General features: G+C 51.0%; 5 protein-coding genes. 3 read left to right on the top strand and 2 right to left on the bottom strand.

The features are described from left to right. Positions 1-67 precede the first annotated feature (67 nt). Positions 68-10,762 (bottom strand): Ig-like domain-containing protein, encoded by a 10,695-nt coding sequence (locus CX664_RS00970; protein WP_101744906.1) that lies wholly within the window; start codon positions 10,760-10,762, stop codon positions 68-70. Then, on the bottom strand, positions 10,759-12,090 hold the full coding sequence (locus tag CX664_RS00965; RefSeq protein ID WP_163370471.1) for a TolC family outer membrane protein: 1,332 nt from the start codon (positions 12,088-12,090) through the stop codon (positions 10,759-10,761). The genes CX664_RS00970 and CX664_RS00965 overlap by 4 nt, the downstream gene beginning before the upstream one ends. A 233-nt stretch (positions 12,091-12,323) precedes the next feature. Between CX664_RS00965 and CX664_RS00960 the strand changes: the two genes are divergently transcribed. The 3 genes from CX664_RS00960 (at position 12,324) to CX664_RS00950 (ending at position 19,301) form a co-directional block, all read left to right on the top strand. Continuing rightward, entirely contained in the window at positions 12,324-14,420 is a 2,097-nt protein-coding gene (locus CX664_RS00960) for a type I secretion system permease/ATPase (protein ID WP_101744904.1), read from the top strand. Beyond that, on the top strand, positions 14,417-15,754 hold the full coding sequence (locus CX664_RS00955) for an HlyD family type I secretion periplasmic adaptor subunit (RefSeq protein WP_101744903.1): 1,338 nt from the start codon (positions 14,417-14,419) through the stop codon (positions 15,752-15,754). Before CX664_RS00960 ends, CX664_RS00955 begins: the two co-directional genes overlap by 4 nt. 133 nt (positions 15,755-15,887) lie before the next feature. Beyond that, positions 15,888-19,301 (top strand): hypothetical protein, encoded by a 3,414-nt coding sequence (locus CX664_RS00950; protein WP_101744902.1) that lies wholly within the window; start codon positions 15,888-15,890, stop codon positions 19,299-19,301. The last annotated feature ends 296 nt before the right edge of the window (positions 19,302-19,597 follow it).

Raw genomic sequence — 19,597 nt, 5'->3', positions numbered from 1 at the left:
CGCTTGAGCGAAAAGATGAAGGATATTCTAAATTTGCAGTTGTTCAAGGTGATTAATGATTGTACCGCTAGATAGGAAACCCGGTGATCAGGTAACCTTGTTCCAGCTGGTATTTCAGCGCATCTTCCGAACTGCTGCCCTGTAACCAGTCGACATTTGCAAGCTCAATGGTATTGGTCCAGTGGTGGGCGCTGGTACTGGCAAGGTTCAGGTTGGTACTGCTGCCGTTGCTGTTCAGCGCCATGTAATCATAAGGCTGGGCGCTGGCTTCTGCAGGCAGGAAGCCTGAGATATCGATAACATCTTCTGCGCTGTGAAAATTGAATACCCGGTCATAAGCGGGTGCAGCTTCACTGCCAGCGTCTTCTTTCCGCCAGTAGAGCCTGTCTATTGCATGGCTGGTTCGGCTCAGCTCCAGAATATCGTTGCCAGACCCGCCTCTCAGTTTGCTGCCCTCATTGTTGGCATACAGGTGATCATCTCCGGCACCGGCATTTACAATGCCATCGCCCTTTAATTCAGCGGCTGGTGGTGCATACAGGGTATCTTTTCCCTGGTGACCAAACTGATGGGAGACAATCAGGTGACCCTGTTCAACCAGCGAGCTTAAACGTTCTGCAGTATCCATGGTGTTTCCCCCGGGCAACAGCGTTTCCAGCGGTATGGTATCCAGTGTAATCACCTCGGATAGTGCAGTGATCCGCACTTTCCCATCCATTTCATCAATGGTGACCTGGTTCGCCAGATCACTACCGGACCACACCTCGTCAAGGTTCAGCAGCTGGCTCAAATCAATAACGTCCACGCCGGGCTCGAAGTCCCGGATAGCGGTTGTGCCTGTATCGCCAGCCTCAAAGAGGAACGTATCACGGCGACCATCGCCTGAGCCTGAGTACGCTCCCCCCCAAACTGTATTGTTTCCTGACCCGGGAAGTATCTGGTTTTCACCGTTACCCCCGGCAATGAGATCATCTCCATTACCAGCGGAGATCTTCGGCGTTGTGCCATCGGAAATGATAATATCGCTGTTTGGGGTGCCGCTGATGTCTTGACTTTTTTCAACCACCACAATGTTCAGGGCAATGACATCACTGCTCTGGTTATTCCCATCGCCAACATCGGAGATGGCCTCAATATTCAGGGTATAACTTCCGGTTTGATGATCTTTAAGGTACAGGTTTGGCAGCGCACTGCTGACCAGTGCAATACCTGCTGGGCTGGAGGAAGGCGTGCCGGTTGGTGTTCCGGTATGGTTAACCAGCGATGCACTGCCTGGCAGTCCCTGAACAAGGGTGTAGAGCTCCGTGCCGACCAGATTGCTGACCGTCTCAGCCGGATTGATCACTGAAGCCCGGATAAAAACAGGCGCTGGTGTCTCTACGGTGGTAATGATGCTTTTGCGATCAATCTGCAGTGAGGGCTTATCAGACTTTGGCGCAATGGTAATGGTGCTATCCATCACAACTTCAGGGCCATAGGCTGTTGTCAGTCCATCGGTTTTATCCACAGACCGGACGGCCAACGACATCAGCAGTGTTCCATGACCATCGCCAGAATTAAATTCCAGCTCGGGTAATGTGGTATCCGCTGTTGCTATGGTTGCGGTGTAACCGCCTGAGTCATTGGCTGAGAATATGGTTGTCGTTTGGTCAGGAATAGTGAGGCTGGGTTTGATGGCCTCTGGCTCAGGAGGCATCAACGTGGGGGTGCTGCCCGGTAAAATCGTCAATGTGGCCTGAAGTTCTTCTGGATGATCATGTTTGTCTGAATGGCTGTCTGTGGTTTTGGCATTCAGACGAAAGGCGATGGGAGTGTTTTCATCCCCCGTCATTGCCCCGGGAATGTGATCCAGTGTGATGGGGTCACCCACAGGTTGTACCGTAATCTGAAATGCCTGCTCGTCACTGCAAACCGTACTCAGGCTCTGTTCGTGGCTGTGACTTTTCAGGGTCAGTTGCACGACACCGCTGAAGTCTTTCACCGGCCTCAGGAACAGTGGCTGTACATGGCCGTTGTTATCCATTAAGTGTGCTGGAATCTGCCACTTCCCGCTCCCGTTAAAGGGCAGGGGGTTGCCGGAACTGTCCTTGACCACCTTGCCATCAGGGAGGCCAGAGAGCACAACAGAGATGACTTCAGAGCCATCACTATCGTTCAGGGCAGCAATCAGCCCTTTAATAGGGATATCTGAGTCTTCATGGCCTTCCTGATTGGGTGCAGTAAGGGTGGCACAGTGATTGACTGGTTTGACTATCAGGTCAATCGCTTTGCTAAATACCTTGCTGTCGGTATTTCCGGTTCCCGGAGCGGTATCCATTACTTCTACAGTCAGCGGCATGGTATAGGTTCCCGCTGGAAGTCCCGCTCCGGGAGTGAAGGTGAAGCGTGCTATCCGTTGCTCAAACTGCGCTTCTGTTTCGGATATTTGTCGAGCTACTGAGTTGTCCGGTTGCAGCCCATCACCACCGATAACGATATTGTCCGGTGGCTTAAAGACAACTTTTTCGATGGTTTCCGAACCATCAATATCGGTTGTTCTTAACTGCAGGTGCATGGGTTCGGGATGATCCGCATCCTTCCACTCATCGGCCTCCGCTGCCGGTTTTGTCCAGGCTCTCAAGTCATATATCGAATCTTCCGGTGGTTCATCCGGTGAGTTTTCCACCACCGGCAGTACCTTGAACGGGATCTTGAAGTCTGTTTTGCTGGTCTGGTCGGAATCGGTATTTCTCTTCAATATGTGATAGGTAATACTGTCCTCTCCGGAAAAGTCCCTGGGGGGGCGAAATTGAAGGTTTCCGACGTCTTCCGGCCTGGTGAGGTACTCGGTGACCTCACCATCGTTATTCCAGTACACCGTTGTGAAACCTTTAAGGCTCCACCCGTGAAGATCAGTCACCGTCATACGGAATATGGTTTCTTCCGCTGAAGAGGTGTGGGTCTGGTCGAGGTTGATGCAACGGTCTGGAATAGTGAAGTAGTAATCCTCTTTACCCTCTACCGGTTCTCGGCAGACAAATAGGTTCTCTGGTGGTATCGGTTGATCCGGGCAACCGGTATTCTCTTGGACAATGACCTCCATCCGTGCATAGCGTGCTTCCTCATCCCCAGCGTCTTCAACAATGACTTTCGTATGGACAAAGTACCTGCCCTTCTCGGTAAAATGAACCGAGACGCCATCAAGTTCGCCACTTTGAATCAGCCATTTATCGTTATCAAAGATCAGCTCCTGTCCTCCAGAGGTGTGCAGATGCCAGCCTCCTGTCACCTTGTTTCCGGCAGGGGCATAAACCTCGATTTCATATTGAGGTCGCTTGTCGTTTTTTATCTGCTCACTGCCATCTTTATCGGTGGCAACCAGTTGTAATGCCGCCAGTGGCACATCATTTCCTGTAAAAGGCCCGGGGTTATCAATAATGACCCGGGTGTTTTCATCAGGATTGAACGGTGTGGCTGGAGGCTGTTCTCCATCAACTTCACCTCGCCAGTCAATATGCCCACTGACGGTTACCTCTTTTATCGCCGTTAAATCATTCTGCTGATCCGTGATGTCTATAGTAAAACTGAAGTCGGTGTTCTGACGGGTGGGTGTCGGGTAATCATGATCAATCGTTCCATCTGAATGGATCGGTACTATGCGGATATCACCTGCAGCAAGCGCCCGTTTCAGTGCATCCAGGCCGCCCGTGTGATCAACCAGGGACCCGCACTGGTTGGCCAGCAATGCGCCATTTACCATCAGTTGGAAACCATCGGGCAAATTGAATCCGGTAATATCGGTCATGGCTTCGCTGCCATCACTGTCGCCCGGGGTGAACCCGGTAAGGGCCAGTGGTGCTCCACCCGAGAGAAATTTACCGGCTCTGTCCAGTTCAACTTCTTTACCCCGGATGGGTGCGATGGCTTGATCCCGGGTATCCACCACCGGGGCAAAGATAGCTCGCAGCTGGTAGTCAAAAATGGCATGGGCTCCGTCCAGTTCTGTCACCAGAACCTTCATGGGCACCAGTGCCTCACCGGCATAGTCCGGGGGTGGTGTTAACCGATATTTGCCGGAGATAAGATCAGCTGCCGTTATTTGGAAAAACGGTTTGTCATTAACGAGATAAGCGATGGGCGGCTGCCGTCCGTGATTATCTTCCAGACGAAACCGGCTGTCTTTCAGGGTAACGACTGAGTTCAGGCTTTCGGAGCCATCCATATCTGTTGAGTGCAGATCAAACACCAGGGGCAGTCTTTGGTCTTCTTTGCCGTGGCCTGTCAACTCATTGGCAGTATCCGGATTCATGGTCCAGGTATTATTCGGCGTCACTTCCGGCGCATCCGGAACCCCTTTGATGCTTATTTGCATAAACCGGTCTGGCGACATGGCTTCTTCTTTGCCAGCCGCCGGTGCGATACCATCCTGAGGAGATTCACGACTGATGGCGTTTATCTGCAAACGAACATCGTCAAAGTTTGCCGAACTTCGATCTTTTCCCGGTTGATAATAGAGACGGTCAATATCCGGACCAGTGGCTTCAAAGCTGTTCGTTGAGCCGGGCACTATTTCTGTCCAGGCGCTTCCCTGCTGAATCCACAGGCGGCCTATAGCTTCTCCGGGCTTAACCAATGGTGTGACTTTCAGGAACAGGCTTTCAGAACCGTCCGTGTCCACCAGGGCTGCCTTGATGTGGCTGCCAATGGCAATGTGCTGATCTTCATTTCCCGTTATCTTAACGGTGTCAGGGGCAGCACCCGCAGGCATAACCACCAGTGTGGGAGGGTCTGCCACAGGTTGAACATTGACAATAATCGTTGCCGGTGATCGTGCAATAGCAACAGCAAAATAACCTTGTTCGGTAGCGATGGCATCCACCTTTATTTCCAGTCTGCCGCTCCAATGTTCATCAGACTGGACAACCAGCTGCCCAAACTGCTCTGGCGTAAGCGTGGCCCCGGCATTAATTTCCTGCCCATGACACAACAGTTTCATGCTGTCTGGTAATTGCATTATCTGGTATGAAAGGACTTCCGATCCATCCTTATCCTTAAGACCGGCTTTTATGCTGTTGCCAAGGGGAATACTTTGATCCTCCTCGCCGGTGACCACAGGTATCTGTTCGGGCCAGGTGGGGGGATCCGCTACGCCTTTAACATGAATAACCACCGGAGTGCTCAGGCTTTGAACCGGCCCCTGGTTGTTGCTGATGGTGGCATTCAGGTTGAGCGTGACCTGGTGGTTGTGGAGGGTAAAGTCCGACGCATCGGCTGCGGGCAGATAGCCAAGATTGACAGCGCTCAGGATGATGCTGCCGGAAACCATACTCCGGCTCATGGCGGCAAGGGGGATATGTACGGTATCACCCGTGGCGCTGAGAAGTTTGCCATTCCAGATCAGCGTTCCTCCCTGAAGATCGCGGGTGCTGACCGATAGGCTGGTCAGGGTTTCCTGCCGGTCCGGGTCCCCAAGATCAATGGCAAAGGAGAGAGCAATAGGCGTTTGCGTGTCTTCAGGGCCTTCGGTATTGATGACGCTGGTGAACGTTGCAGCCCGGTCAGCAATAGTGATCTGGAAAGGTGCCGAACTGTTATCACCATCGCCATCCACAATGGTGTGGAACATCTTCAGGGTGAAGTTCTGTCCCGCACTGTGATTAATATGAGGATAGGAAGGGAACCACCATCTGCCATTGCTCTGAACGGTCAGTATGCCTGCATCCGTGGTAATGGTGGTTTTACCGGTTGGGCTGACTGGATAGACCATATTCTGGTAGGTGATGGCGGTGAGCCTGGCATTATCGGCATCGGCATTCAGGGAATCGTTTCTTAGCAGATTATCACTGAAAGTCTGGCCTTCTTCCCCAATGGGCTGGTTATTTTTCCAATAATAGTTGCCGTTGGCCACAGGTACGGTATCCACGACGGTGTAGAGAAAATTTACGGGTGTGCTGTTGAGGCTATTGTCACTGTCGCTCATCAATACAGGTATGGTCAGGGTAATCGAGTTGCTCTGGCTGGCAAGCGACGGCGGGTGATCGAGGTTGTCCAGCTGTTCAAATTGAATAGTGGCCGCAGTCGGTTGTGGATCATTCACTGAAAAACGGAAAACCGGCAGGTTATCATTGGCCCGGCTGATGGTCAGCACTGACTGGTCCGGACCAGACACAGTAATACCGGTCAGTGGCTTACCATCGGAACTGAACCCGGCCACCTCCTGGGCAATGATGAATCGATCAAACACGGGGACGGGGCGGTCAGAACCCGGGATATAGTGGAGGGTACCGGTTACGGAAGTGTCGTTGCCTTTGTTAATGTCCGTGGTCGCCGGTGGCTGGGTGATCTTGCCGGGGGTTGGGTATTCACCGTCCAGCAGTGACAGGGTCAGGACGTCACGGGTTGTAGTGCCATCGGCATCTATGGCCTCCAGGGTATAGCTGACGGGCAGCATCGGGGTGTTCAGTCCGGTCGCCGTCAGGTGATCAAGGTAATGATACCAGGTGATGCCAATGGTGGCGGTTACTGAGGTGCCTGAGGGCACATAAATCACCTTTCCATCAGGCTGTATCGTGGTCAGACTGAAAATTTGATCCTTTTGTTTGCCATCCTGAATGGACCAGGCTTCCCAGGTTTCAGGGTAGCGGACTCCTGCCGTGGGTCCGAAGTACCGAATGGGCAGACCATCTGCTGTCAACTGGTTGCCCAGGACGTCAAGGGCAAAGCCGCTGCTGTCGACGACAGGGGGCAGAAACCAGACTTTGATCACGGCATCGGTATCGGCACGGATGTCGACGTTGATCCGCTCGCTGGCCGGTGTCCTTTGATACAGGGGCTCGGTCATTTCCAGGTCATTTATCGCCAGCTTCAGTTCCAGATTGCTACTGACATCATTGATCTGAACCGGAATCTGTTTTTCCGTGGTATCACCGTCTGAATCCGTGATGGCCACCGCGATGGCTAAGGGCCAGCTGCCCTTATCCTGATCCATGGGATGGTAGAGTTTTACTGTGTAGTGCAGTGAGGCCGACAGTGCGGGGAGTGGGTGATCATCCAGCGTCACGGTGAGTACCGGGGATTCCGGCTGGGCAGGCCAGTACAGGGAAAGGGTTGGCCCCTGGGCTTTCCAGATCAGTGGCTGTTGGTTGGCGAACAATCCATCCAGTCCGGGCTGGATGGCTGAAAATCGCCAGCTGTCTGGTACGATCTGGTCGGACTTCGGGGTGGCTGTAATTGTCCCGGTGGCGGTGACCGGCAGGTTTACTTCATTGATGTTGACCCTCGAGGGATTGCTTAATACCGGGGATACACCGTCAATAATGGTCGCCTTAACCTTACTCTCTGTAACTGCCGGTGTGCCGTCAATATCGTCAAAGGTAAAGGGCAGGGAAAGGATAATCCGCTCGCCATTCACCATGACTGAATTATTGCCGACGGTACCGGCCAGGTGATCCAGGGGACGAGCCAGCTCACCATTAACCCTGACCATTAGATTTTTGTTGTTTTTGTTAACAGCCGACAGTGACAGAGTGAGGATATCGATGTTTTGCCCATTCTCGATAACACTGCCCCGAAGCTGATTACCAGCTGACGTGAAGCTGACCGGAGTGCCCAGTGAGGTCAGGATACCGTTCAGGTTGTCAGGATCTGCAGTGAATCTCAGGCTCTGGGGGGCGATGGCATCAGAGCCATCGCCATGCAGGGTGGCAATAGTGCCAGCGTAATACTCGGGATAACGGGGAGACGTGGTCAGGTTGTTTTCGGTAAAGGTCAGGTTGATCTGCTCATTTCCCGTGGCGGGCGGGCCATCTTTAATTCTGACAGAAACAGCCGCATGAGCGGTATCGCCACTGCTGTCGGTGACAGTGTAGGTAAACTCCTGAGGCAGGGGTTGCTGGCCAGGATGATACAGAGAGTCCAGGGCCGTGTAGGTGTAATTGCCATCCGGTTTAACGGTGAGCGTGCCGTACAGGGTTTCAATGCTGGTGTCGGTTTGGAAATCGAACACCTGCCCGGTTTTTGTTGTGGTGTTTTTATCCAGATAAAACCGGTCAAGGGAGACCTTGGTGATGGTGAGAGTCTCAAGACATTGCACATCATTGTCCAGCAGATTACCGGTCACCGTTTGACCTTCAGTGACCTCGATATGATCATCCCTCAGGGTAACGCCACCATCAATCACCGCCAGCGTTACGGTATGGCTGATGGTATTGAGGTCATGATCGCTGGCGGTGAGTACCAGGGGTATTATCGCCGGCTCAGGTTCTGTGACATCCAGGTTGGCCAGCTGTTGAACCACCAGGTTGGCAGACAGGTTGCCGGAGGTGTCGGTGCTGATATTGCCCAGTTGAATGCTGAGCACTTCTTTTTTGTCGGACAGTGTTTTTAGCACCAGACTCTGGTTTCCCGGTCCGGGATACAGGTTATCAAGATCCAGATTTTCTCCATCACTCGTGGGCAGCCGACTGGCCAGGGCGTTGTGAAGCTGCTCTGTGGTTGCATTAATATCAAACTGCAATTGGTTCGGTAGCAGGGGGTCGGAACCTTTCAAAACGGTAATCTGTCCGTAATCCGGAATGGGGCCGGGCTGGTCACACTCCTGGTCGATTGACATGGTACTGACCGTGTCGTTTGAAAAGCTCAGTGCTGTGCCATCCAGAACCGTAAAGCAGATGGTGGCACTATTGCTGTCCCCATCCGTGTCAGTAACGGTAAAGGTAAACGTCTCTGTCAGTGTACTGTCGGTGGTATGAAACTGGTCAGGTGTTGCAGTATATTTCCAGGTGCCATCGGGATTGACATACAGGGTGCCGTATTGACCGGGGAATGGGTAAAAATCCGCTATGTCACCGCTGAGGTTATGGCCACTGGTTAACGGAGTGCCATTGATGGCCGTGAGCAGACCACCATCGCTTCCGGCTTGTACAGGGGTAAATAATTTGCCGTTATGCTCACTCCACATTGCTGTAGTGCCTTCCTGCACAAGAACTGGCGTATGATCCACCAGGGTTGGCACATCATCCGTGATGGTGACTCTCAATCCTGCCTTGGAGTAATGGGTTCTTTGATAGGTTGGTGAGTAAAGGCTTTTCTGATAGGGCAGGGTAAAGCCGAGTTCGTTATTGCCACCCGGATGAAAAAAGGGACGGTCAACCTGTAAAGTGGCCAGGCCTGTGCCTGAGTCCGGCAGGGTAAACGTGAGGGCTGTCTGGGTTGATGTCCCATCATGGTAGACGGCAGTCAACGTTTTGTGGCTGGTGATCTGCCAGCTGGCCGGAAAGCTGGAGCCGTTGTCAATAATGCTGATATTGTCGGGTAGATCGGTAAGGTAACCGGGCTCGATAGAGAGTACTGTGCCGCTGGCTGAAATGGGATCTATGTTCTTGCTGGCTCCCAGATCAACGCTTTCCTGAATGTTGATGTCCGAAGGGTTACCGAGGGGCATCAGATGATCGGTGGCGATGGTGCAGGTACAGTCTGCAACGGATGCCAGAACCTGGTAATTGGCTCCTCCGGTTATAGGTGCCATAAAAGGGGGATGGCTCCAGTGGTTATCCTCTACCGGGACCTTGCTTGAGACTTCGGTCGTTATCCTGTTTTGAAATAAGCCGGGGCCAAAAAAAACAGTAACCGGCTGTCCATTGTCAATACCTGTGGTCTCACCGGTTATGGGTGTATCAAAGGAATAGATGCCGCAGGTGTCGATATCGTTGATCCAGATACCTGCTTCGGTATCAATGGACAGTAGCAACTCAGCAGTGGCGGTATTACCGGCCATATCGGTAATTTGCGCTGTCACAGTATGGGAACCATCAGACAAGGGATGGGTAATTTGTGCAGACCAGGTTCCGTTGTTGGCAACCGGAATGCCACTCTTCAGTGGTTGGCCATCAGCAAAAAGTGCTATCGTACCGTTGACTTCACCGGTACCGGTCATCACCGGTGTGTTATCGCTGGTAGGATTGTCGTCCGTATCGGCTGCCTTGCCGTAACAGGAGTCACTCTGGGGAGCTAGCTCAAGGGTGATTTCGGTGACGGTATCCAGCAGAAACGTCGTGCTGTCTCTGGCAATATTACCAGCTAGATCGCTGGTTTCTGCTGTTATGGTAATGGGGCCATTGAATAACCCTCTCCCGGTAAGATCCGGTGCTTCAATTTGCCAGCTGCTGCCATGGCTGTTCACCGTTGTTTTCAGCTGCAATTGATGGCCGACCTTATCCGTCAGGGTCAAGGTAACCGGGCACAGTGGCTCGACATTCACCACCCGGCCAGCGATGGTCAGCGCCCGGGACTCCCGGTCGTTGACGATATTATCCGGGGTGATTGGTGTATTAATGGTAATCAGTGCCAGGCTATCCATAGTGGTCTGGTCACTGTCGCCCTCATGCAACGTTTCCGTGATCTCCGGCAGATGATCCGGCCTCGTTCCAATGCCTGCATCGGGTGTGATTGTCGGCGTATACAGGGGAATGATGGTGGGAGTCATCAGTCCTTCATCGGCGGTCTTTTCGTTTGCGTCCCTTATGTTATCGCCAGCCAACGTGATTGATGGCGTGTCTGACAACAGATAATCATTGGCGTTGATTAGCTCACTGACGGATAAAGCACCGGCAGCTATAGGATGAATCAGGATATCTGCGTTGCCTTCAAGCTCAATCAGCTCACCAGCAGTCAGCCGTTCTCCTTCTGCCAGCAACTGACGACGTTGGCCTGACAACAGCTTCCAGGCATGGCCGACAATGCTAATGATCCTGCCATCATTACGCAGCAACACGAGTTTATTCATGGTGTGGCACCCGGCGGCAGCGTCAGTCTCAGCGACTCAAGCAGTCGGCCGGTAATATGAAGCAGCCGGTAGAAGGCATCGAGCTGTGCAGCCCATGCCCGGTTCCATGCCAGTTCTGCTTCAAGGCTTTCATTCTCTGCGTTCAATACATCCAGTAACGACCGTTCTCCAAAAGCAAATTGTCTCCGGTAGGCAGATACCATATCCAGGCTGTAGGCGACGTGTTTCTGTAATTGCGGAATTTGTCTGTTCAGCTGAGTATGGGCTTCCCATGCGAGACGGGCTTCTTGCTGGGTATCCAGCAATGCCTGGTGGTATATATCTTTCGCTTCATTCCAGCGGCTGAGGGATGCCTTGATACGCCCGGAATCAGCACCACCATTAAACAGGTTGTAGCGGGCATGGAACATCAGGCTGTAATCATCATCACGCCCGATCACGCCATTCGTGTTGTAGTGCCATGACCGGGTTGCCTCAAAGGAGATTTCCGGGTAGAAGCGTCCCTTGCTGGCCATGTACTCACTCTCTGCAGCGTTATTGTCCTGAAGCGCTGATTTGAGTAATGGATAGTTTTTGCCAGCCAGTAGTACTGCCTGCTCCATAGTGTCTGGCAGTCGGTCAAAATCAGGCACAGGTTCGTGAAGATTGCTGGTTGGGACTCCCACCAGCCGGGCAAACTGGCAACGGGCATCCTGCAAATTGTTGTCAGCAGCAATGGTATTGGACTGGGCCCTCGCCAGTCGGCCACTGACAAGACTGAGGTCTGCAGTGCTCTGCACACCGGACTCAGAACGTTTGAAAATGTTGTAGTAGATATCCTGGTGAATCTTCAGGTTTTGCTCGGACATGGCCAATGCCCTTTCCATCATGATCACAGTCAGATAGGTCTGGGTGACTTTGAGTGCCATCTCGGAAGCGGTGGTTATCAGTCGGTACTGTGCAGAGCGTGTGCTGGCTTCAGATCTATTACTGTCGTGTATTGTGGAAAAACCGGCAAAAAGCACCTGGCGAAGCGCGATAGAGGACTCATACCGATGAAGTCGGTCATCACTGTCAGGCCCACCGGCACGGGTTGCCGGGTTGGAGGTCCATTCATAGCCAGAGCCTCCATGCACATGCAATGTTGGCAGGAATCCCGATTTGGCAATGCTTTGCTCATGAACGCGGGTCTGCACTTTTTGCATGGCCAGGTGCAGCTCCGGGCTCGTCATCAGTGCAGTAGAGACGGCTTCTGCCAAACTTTGCCCACTTGTTGACGGGATGTTAGCAGCAACCATCAGCACAGGCAGCCAGAAGCGCAGATGATGAATACCGGCAGGACGCTTCATACTCATAACCGTGTTGAAAATGTTCCGGGGATGATCTTTCCCGTAGCGGGGGCAGTGAGGTTCAGGCAAACAAGGTGAACTACCTGACAATTAACAACTGACAAGAACCAAGGATAAAAACTCTGAGTAAGAATAGATGATTTTTTTGTGCCGGGCTGAGAATGGCGGGGGAGGCATTTCTACTCTAGGCTCTGTTTTGCTTAATACAGAACCTGTCTCTGGATGGAGTTGCAATGGCGCAAAGCCCTTTACTGACCAGCTTGATCTGGATTGCCAGGTTTCATGGAATCAGGGTCATTGCAGAAAGTGTACTGACGGGGTTGCCCGTTCAACCGGACAAGTTTCCAGAAGAATATCTGGAGCGGGCTGCCGTGAATGCAGGGCTTACGTTGTTTACCAGGTCGCTGGTATCCCATGGATCACTGGAAGAAAACTGTCCACCTTCGTGCCTTCCCTGTATTGTCTGGTTGGCACAGTCACCCGTCGTTGTGGTGCAGATTACCAAAGAGTATGTTGAGTTCCGTCAACCGAAACTTGGTATGACCGCTGAGCGTCTGCATCCTGACGACTTTCTCCAGAGTATTGACAGCCGCATTGTTTTTTTCAGTCGCGCCAGGTTTGAGGATGATCGTGATCCGGACTATCCACCGGACTGGCGAGATCACTGGTTCTGGGGTTCGTTACTGGAATGTCGTCGTATTTATCGGGAAGTGTTGTTAGCGTCTCTGCTGATCAATGTTTTTGCCCTGGCGGTGCCACTGTTTGTTCGTCTGATCTATGACCGGGTGATTCCCGGTATGGCACTGACCACGCTGAATACACTGACCATCGGTGTGGTGGTTGTCATTTCTTTCGAATTGATCTGCCGACAGCTGCGCACCCGGTTTATTGATATAGCTGCGAAAAAATCCGACCTGCTGATATCCAGTCAGCTGTTTGCCAAAATTATGGGAATTCGACTGTCGTTTATTCCTGCGGCCACAGGCTCATTTGCACGGCAAATTCAGGACTTTGAGGCTATTCGGGAGTTTATCACCTCCACTACGCTAACAGCCATGGTCGACTTACCATTTGCCATTCTGTTTCTGGTGGTTATCGGGCTTATGGGTGGTCAACTGGTGTGGATTCCCCTGCTGGTTATTGTTGTTATGTCGTTTATCAGTGCCGCAGTCCAGCCCCGGCTCCGTCAGAGTATCGAAGAGAGTGAACGACTTTCGGCCCGAAAGCATGGGGATCTTGTGGAAAGTATTAACGGCCTTGAAAGCTTGCGGCTTGCCGGTGCACAGAGTCGTTTTCAGCAACGCTGGGAGCAGGCAACCGGGCATATGGCAACCTGGGGGCTTAAAACCCGGGCAATGACCGGCAATGTTACTGCGCTGGCTACCTGGCTGCAGCAATTGGCAACTGTTGCCATTGTTTATTTCGGCGTGATCTTCATCAGCTCTGGCGCAATGAATATGGGCGCATTGATAGCCGTTATGATGCTTTCTGGCAGGGCGATAGCGCCTTTTATGCAACTGGCCCTGTTGGGTACACGATATTACCAGGCTCGCAGTGCTTTTATGGTGATAAACCAGTTGATGCGAGCACCTGACGAGCAGGGTAAGCAAATGGCCTATCGCCGGGTTAAAAAAATTCATGGCAATCTAGAGTTAAAACAGCTGTCGTTTTCTTACCCTGATAGTGTCATTCCTGCGCTTTCTGATGTATCCGTGTTCATCAACAGTGGTGAGAAGGTGGCTGTGGTGGGGCGCTCTGGCTCGGGGAAATCAACGCTTGCCCGTATTCTGGGGGCGCTCTACCAACCCGACCAGGGACAGGTATTTCTGGACAGCATTGCCCAGGAGGATATTCATCCGGCAACCCTGAGAGCGAAAATAGGCTTTCTGGCCCAGGATCCCTGGCTATTTCATGGTTCAGTGATGGATAACATCACAATGGGGGCTTCCAGTTTCTCCGGGGAAGATCTGCTGACCACTGCGAGAGACTGCGGTGTGACACTCTTCACCGGCGACTCTTTGGCTGCCCTGGAATACCCCGTGGGCGAAGGTGGACGACAACTCTCTGGTGGTCAACGGCGAGCCGTTGCATTAGCCCGTGCCATGCTATCCAAACCGGATATCCTGATTCTTGATGAGCCTTCTGCTCATATGGATAGCCTGATGGATGCCCGGGTTCAGAAGACACTCAAGGGCTTAATGAAAAATGTAACTCTGATTATCATCACCCATAGAAGCAGTCTGTTGTCGGTGGTTGATCGGGTCATTATGCTGGACGGCGGCAAACTGGTATCTGATCAGCCTGTTCAAATCAGAGAACCTCAGGCATGAAAGCAAAATCATGGTCGGAATGGTTGCAGTTAACCGCCAGTAACCGGCAGCAGGCTCAGCTGATGGACATTACCGTCACTTCACGCTGGTTTATCTGGGTGATGGTTTTTTTTGTTGCTTCATTAGTTGCCTGGAGTTGTCTGGCTATGATGGATGAGACCGTCTCAGGCTATGGGCGAGTTATTCCTTCCAGTCGAGTTCAGGAGGTTCAGAGTCTGGATGGTGGCACCCTGAAATCTGTCCATGTCAGGGAAGGTGAGTTTGTCCATGCCGGGGATTTGCTCTTGCAGATTGATGAAACGCGCTATCAATCTTCCTTTCGGGTGAATGAATCTGAGTTGGAAAGCCTGCAGGGCTCTGTGGCCAGGCTGGAATCAGAATTATCGGCACTGGCAGGGATGCTAAGTGGTTTATGGTCTGATGAACAACGTGACATCAACTTCCCGGAACACTTTCAAAAACATTTTCCTGAACAGGCACTGCAACAAAAAGCACTGATGAATGAACGAATGGCGGCACTGAACAGTCAGGTTACTATTCTCGACCAGCAAGTGATTCAGAAGCAGCATGAACTGAATGAACTAAAGGAAAAAGTAAAAACGCTGACCAGAAGCTTGCAGCTTGCCAATGAGGAGTTATTACTGAAGAAACCGCTCACGGATGATGGCGTTATTACCCGCGTAGAGATTATTAACCTTGAGCGAAGGGCAAATGAACTTCAGGGGGATCTGACCAATGCCCGGTTGATGGTTGCTCGTCTTGAGTCTGCATTGGAGGAGGCCATCGGGCGTCGTAATGATCTGGTGATTCGTTACCGGGCAGACTTACAAAAAGAGCTGCAGGATACACGGGATCGTTCCGGCAAACTACTGGAGGGGCAGGCAGGCCTGGAAGATCGGGTTCGCAAGGCGGCGTTGTATGCACCAGTGGATGGGTTAGTCAAAACGGTAAAGGTACATACAGAAGGCAGTGTTATTCAACCAGGAAGCACTGTCGTTGAGATTGTACCGGCAGAAGACCCTCTTATTTTTGAAGCCCGCATTCAACCGGCGGATATTGCCTTCCTGCAGTCAGGGCAAATGGCTCTGATTAAGTTAACGGCTTATGAATTTGCCACCTTCGGAAGTTTGAAAGGAACTGTGGATACGATCAGTGTTGACACGCTGGAGGATGAAAAAGGGCTGCCGTATTACCGGGTTCGAATAGTGCTGTCGGGTAATAATAGCTCCTTGCTGTTGATTCCTGGCATGACAGGGGTAACCGATATTGTGACGGGGAACAAAAGTGTGCTTGAGTATTTTATAAGGCCTTTGCTGAGAAGTTTTGGAACATAGAACAGAGATCAGTTCAGTCACTAACAAGAACGTTAGTTTTACTGACATATTTATCTTCAGATATAAAAAGGAACTAAACCCATTTTATGGTACTCAAACTGTAATCAGTTCATGATTCAGGAGATATAACCGGATGGAACCCTCTAATAATAACCCCGTTCACAGCTACTCTGCTGGCCCACAAACCCTGCCGGAAGATACTTATGAGACATTGGGCGTCAATATCGTGGGTGGTGCCAGTAATTCTGGTGCAATGGATGATTCCGGAACTCTGCATGACAGGCAGGTTACGGCTTTACCGCCTGCTGATAAAATTCAGAGTGTTATTACTCCCCCTGATCATGATATTGGCAACTTACGCGCAGCGCTGATTAATCAGGCTATCGGTTTTTTATCCATTGTCAGTAAAGATATATCCGGTCTGCCGGCGGTAACGGGCGTATTTGTCAGGGCGTTTCGCCAGCCCATGGTTTCAGAAATGCAGGCTTCAGTAGCTCAGGTGCCAGCTCTCAGGGATGAAGACTTTCTCAATAGCTGGCAGATGGATGTCGTGGTAAGCCCCGGGCAGTGCAAGGATTTAACCAGGTTAATGGGGCGCTTTTTGCATAAAGAGAAAAAAGAAGACGCTCGTGTTTCTTCTTTTTCTGGCGCAGGGACACTTCAGGAAGAGAAGTTTCATTATCTGTTCAATGGCGAAGAGTTCTTTTCAATCAGGTTATTAACGCTTGACGCCCCCGTAAACCTGAACATTGGAGATCACACCTATCAACCCCCTGAGGGAAAGCCTGTAACACTCAGAATATCCACTGAAGCCTGGGGCGCATGGCTGAATCAACAGTTTGCAGGTTTGGTTAATAATCCCTATGCGTACAATATTATTGAGACCGAATTCCAATCCCAGGCAATAACCGATGAGGAAGCGTGGTGCCTTTGTCCTGAGATTCAGCAATGGATCTACTCACAACAGCCGGTTTATCTGCATCCAGCGGTTTTTTATGCCTATTGCGCAGCCAATATGGTCCAACCCGTTTATTCGCCATTAGCAACTGATTGGCAACCCCAATACTGTCCTGGTACTCCACATGTTCCAACAGTGTCTTTTTCGCAACCATTTGAGATAAATGTACCAGGTGATCTTGAGGTGTCGGCTATATCATCGGTAATGCAGCCCGGTGAACAGGGAGTAGTTGAAGATCAGACTGGTAATCTGGCACCGTCTTCTACAGGTGAAACCGTAACACCAGTCGCACTTCGATCAGGTCCTGCACATTTGGTGTTGAACAATGATGACAGTCTAACAAAAGATACCGATGCCATTCAGGATCTTGGCTTTTCCCTGATTGCAGACATATTGCCATCGTTTGAACCGGCGGGAGCTGGAATTGCGCACCAGGGCTCGAAAGTTGAACAGTCTGAAGCAAATAACGAAAGCAGCGGTGACAGCAAAAGCAGGGGAAGAAGGCAACGACGCGGAGTTAATGCGCCTGAACGAACAAAAAATGCCCGGAAAAAAGGCAGTGCAAGGGGGCTGCGTGCCAGAGGAAGTGATCGTTATGGATTTGCTGCAGCGATTCAGGCTTTAACCAAAGTCACTAATGTTGTCGCTGACGAACAGAGGGCACGGTTGGAGAAGTTGTCTGTACCTGATGAGGTGATTAGCGGGTTAAACAACCTTATCAGCACTGAGAAAAGCGCTGAATTAGTGCGCCACCCTTTCAGGCGCAGTCCTTTCCTTGGCAGAGCCCAATGCTATTACGTCAAACAACCTGAAGAGGGCTTTAACTACAGTTATGAAGGGCTGGCTGGCATTATTGAAAAGATAGTTCATGAATTATGTGACTCCCTGAAACAGAGTGAGTGTTCTGTGGCGAGCCAGAATGAAGTCAGGGCGATTATTGCGGCATTAATGCTTAAATATCTGGTCTATATGACCAAAGAAAAAAATCAAATGAGTGCGCTTCTGTTCAAATTAACAGACATGATTGAGCATGACTGCCGAATCATTGCGCACTATGAAGCGGGGACCGGTTCACCGATCCTGAAGTTGTTGCCGCAGACTTTTCTGGTGGTATTGACCTCAGTTGAATTGGAAAAAATAACCCTTCCGGTAAACCTTCAGCAGCGCTTAGTCAGTACTCTTGCCACCATTATGTCTGCGTCTAATCATCATGGCTGCTACGATATTTCTGCATCAATTATTAGCTCGCTTCACCGGTTACCGATTGATTTGCCTCTGCAAGATTTGAATTGGCAGGAAGTTAACAACCTGGCAATACAGATTCAGGAAACCTTTGGTTATTTGCACAAATTGATGGATTTTCCGGGGGCTTTGCGGGTAAACCGTCTCACAGTTGCCCGGGCAGTGATGGATTTGAGGGATGGATTACATGCACTCCAGAAAAAAGGTAAAGATAGCCGGAGCCTATCGTGGTTCTCACCGGCACCCGCGAAGCAAGACCGCATCGCCATGGCTGCTCGTTCTGCTGAGAAAATATTGGGCGACGATGAGCTGTCATTCAAGAAGGCGTGCCGTGAGTTAGTCCGGGCTAAACGTATGGCGCAGGAGGATATACGCAGAAAGCAACTTGAAGCGCGGATGAGAATGCAGCAAAAAGAGAGCCATCCGCTAGAAAAGCCTGGCCGGGACATTGAGCAACCAGAGGAACAAAATGAGGAGCAATCTGAGAAATCGCGTTATTGTCTGGTGACCGCGCCCATCAGGGAGACGGCAGCCGATGCTATCAAGTTGGAACTCAGTCCATGGGAACAGAAATTGGCCGTTGCCGTATCGCTGTATAAAGATGGCCAGCTTGCTGAGGCTGAAGCCAGCAGGGCGTCTGCACTGAAAGCCTGTAAAGATAAGATTGACCGGGCCTGTGTATGGGCGGACTGTGGCAATGCCTTGCTGGAACCGTATCACGATTTGCTTGCCCGGGTGGTAACGGTCACAGCAAAAGTCACTCCGGTTAAACGTCAACTGGATCTTATTGCACAACATATTCCCGATGACGTGGTGAAAAAATCTGGCGATGCAAAAAACTGGCTGTCAAAAAGCAAATGTAAAATACCAAACGAAGCGTCACTTTTATCATTAGCCATTAGCTTGCCATCACAAGATGAGATGAATTCTTTACTTAAGGCGCTCAGGTCGACTGTGGAGATGTATGAAAAGGCGGTAGAGCTGATGAATGATTGCTCTGTCTTGCAGTTGCGGGATACGGGGGATTTTATCTTGCATATTATGGAGAGTGACCTGAATAGCCTTTTTGATCAGCAGGATGACTTGCTCTCCATCAGAAAGGTGGTTGCCAGTGTCATGACTGCCCGCTCTGAACTTATGAAGAAACTCGGCTTTTATGCTCCTCGCTCCGGGTCCAGTGCCAGCACAGAAGCAGCCATCACTTATCAGAAGAGCGTTTATACTCAGCTGCGTGAGCGCTTGAGCAGGGAAGCTGCACAATTTGATGTTAATGAAGCGGATTTGACGAAATGGGGCAACTTAATGGAACGTATCGGTCAGTTGAGAATAAAGTCTTCTGAAGTGTAAATGCGTTTTGAAGATCTTTTATTGACATATTCGTGTATTCACTACAATGATATAACGCTAGGAGCCTGTCGGACTTAAGCGTCCGTAGCGAGGATTGCGAGAAATTGAGGATAAAAATTTCTGCTTCTGAGGAGAATAGCGGGGCTATTTGACGAAGAAGCAGGAATTTTTAGACCAATTTATCGCAACCGCAGTAGGACAGTCTTAAGTCCGACAGGCTCCTGGACCTGCAATTTTCTCCCCCGGTTTTATCAACCAACAGTTCCTGATGAACGTTGAGAAAATTCATGCAATCC

The sequence above is a fragment of the Endozoicomonas acroporae genome (assembly GCF_002864045.1).
Lineage (GTDB): Bacteria > Pseudomonadota > Gammaproteobacteria > Pseudomonadales > Endozoicomonadaceae > Endozoicomonas > Endozoicomonas acroporae.
The sequence above is the reverse complement of the archived record's forward strand: the minus strand, read 5'-3'. Positions and strand labels throughout refer to the sequence as shown.

What these genes read in the sequence shown, in the direction of transcription:
- CX664_RS00965 (WP_163370471.1), bottom strand. Translation starts at nt 12,090, where the DNA reads ATGAAGCGTCCTGCCGGTATTCATCATCTGCGCTTCTGGCTGCCTGTG.
- CX664_RS00955 (WP_101744903.1), top strand. Translation starts at nt 14,417, where the DNA reads ATGAAAGCAAAATCATGGTCGGAATGGTTGCAGTTAACCGCCAGTAAC.
- CX664_RS00970 (WP_101744906.1), bottom strand. Translation starts at nt 10,762, where the DNA reads ATGAATAAACTCGTGTTGCTGCGTAATGATGGCAGGATCATTAGCATT.
- CX664_RS00950 (WP_101744902.1), top strand. Translation starts at nt 15,888, where the DNA reads ATGGAACCCTCTAATAATAACCCCGTTCACAGCTACTCTGCTGGCCCA.
- CX664_RS00960 (WP_101744904.1), top strand. Translation starts at nt 12,324, where the DNA reads ATGGCGCAAAGCCCTTTACTGACCAGCTTGATCTGGATTGCCAGGTTT.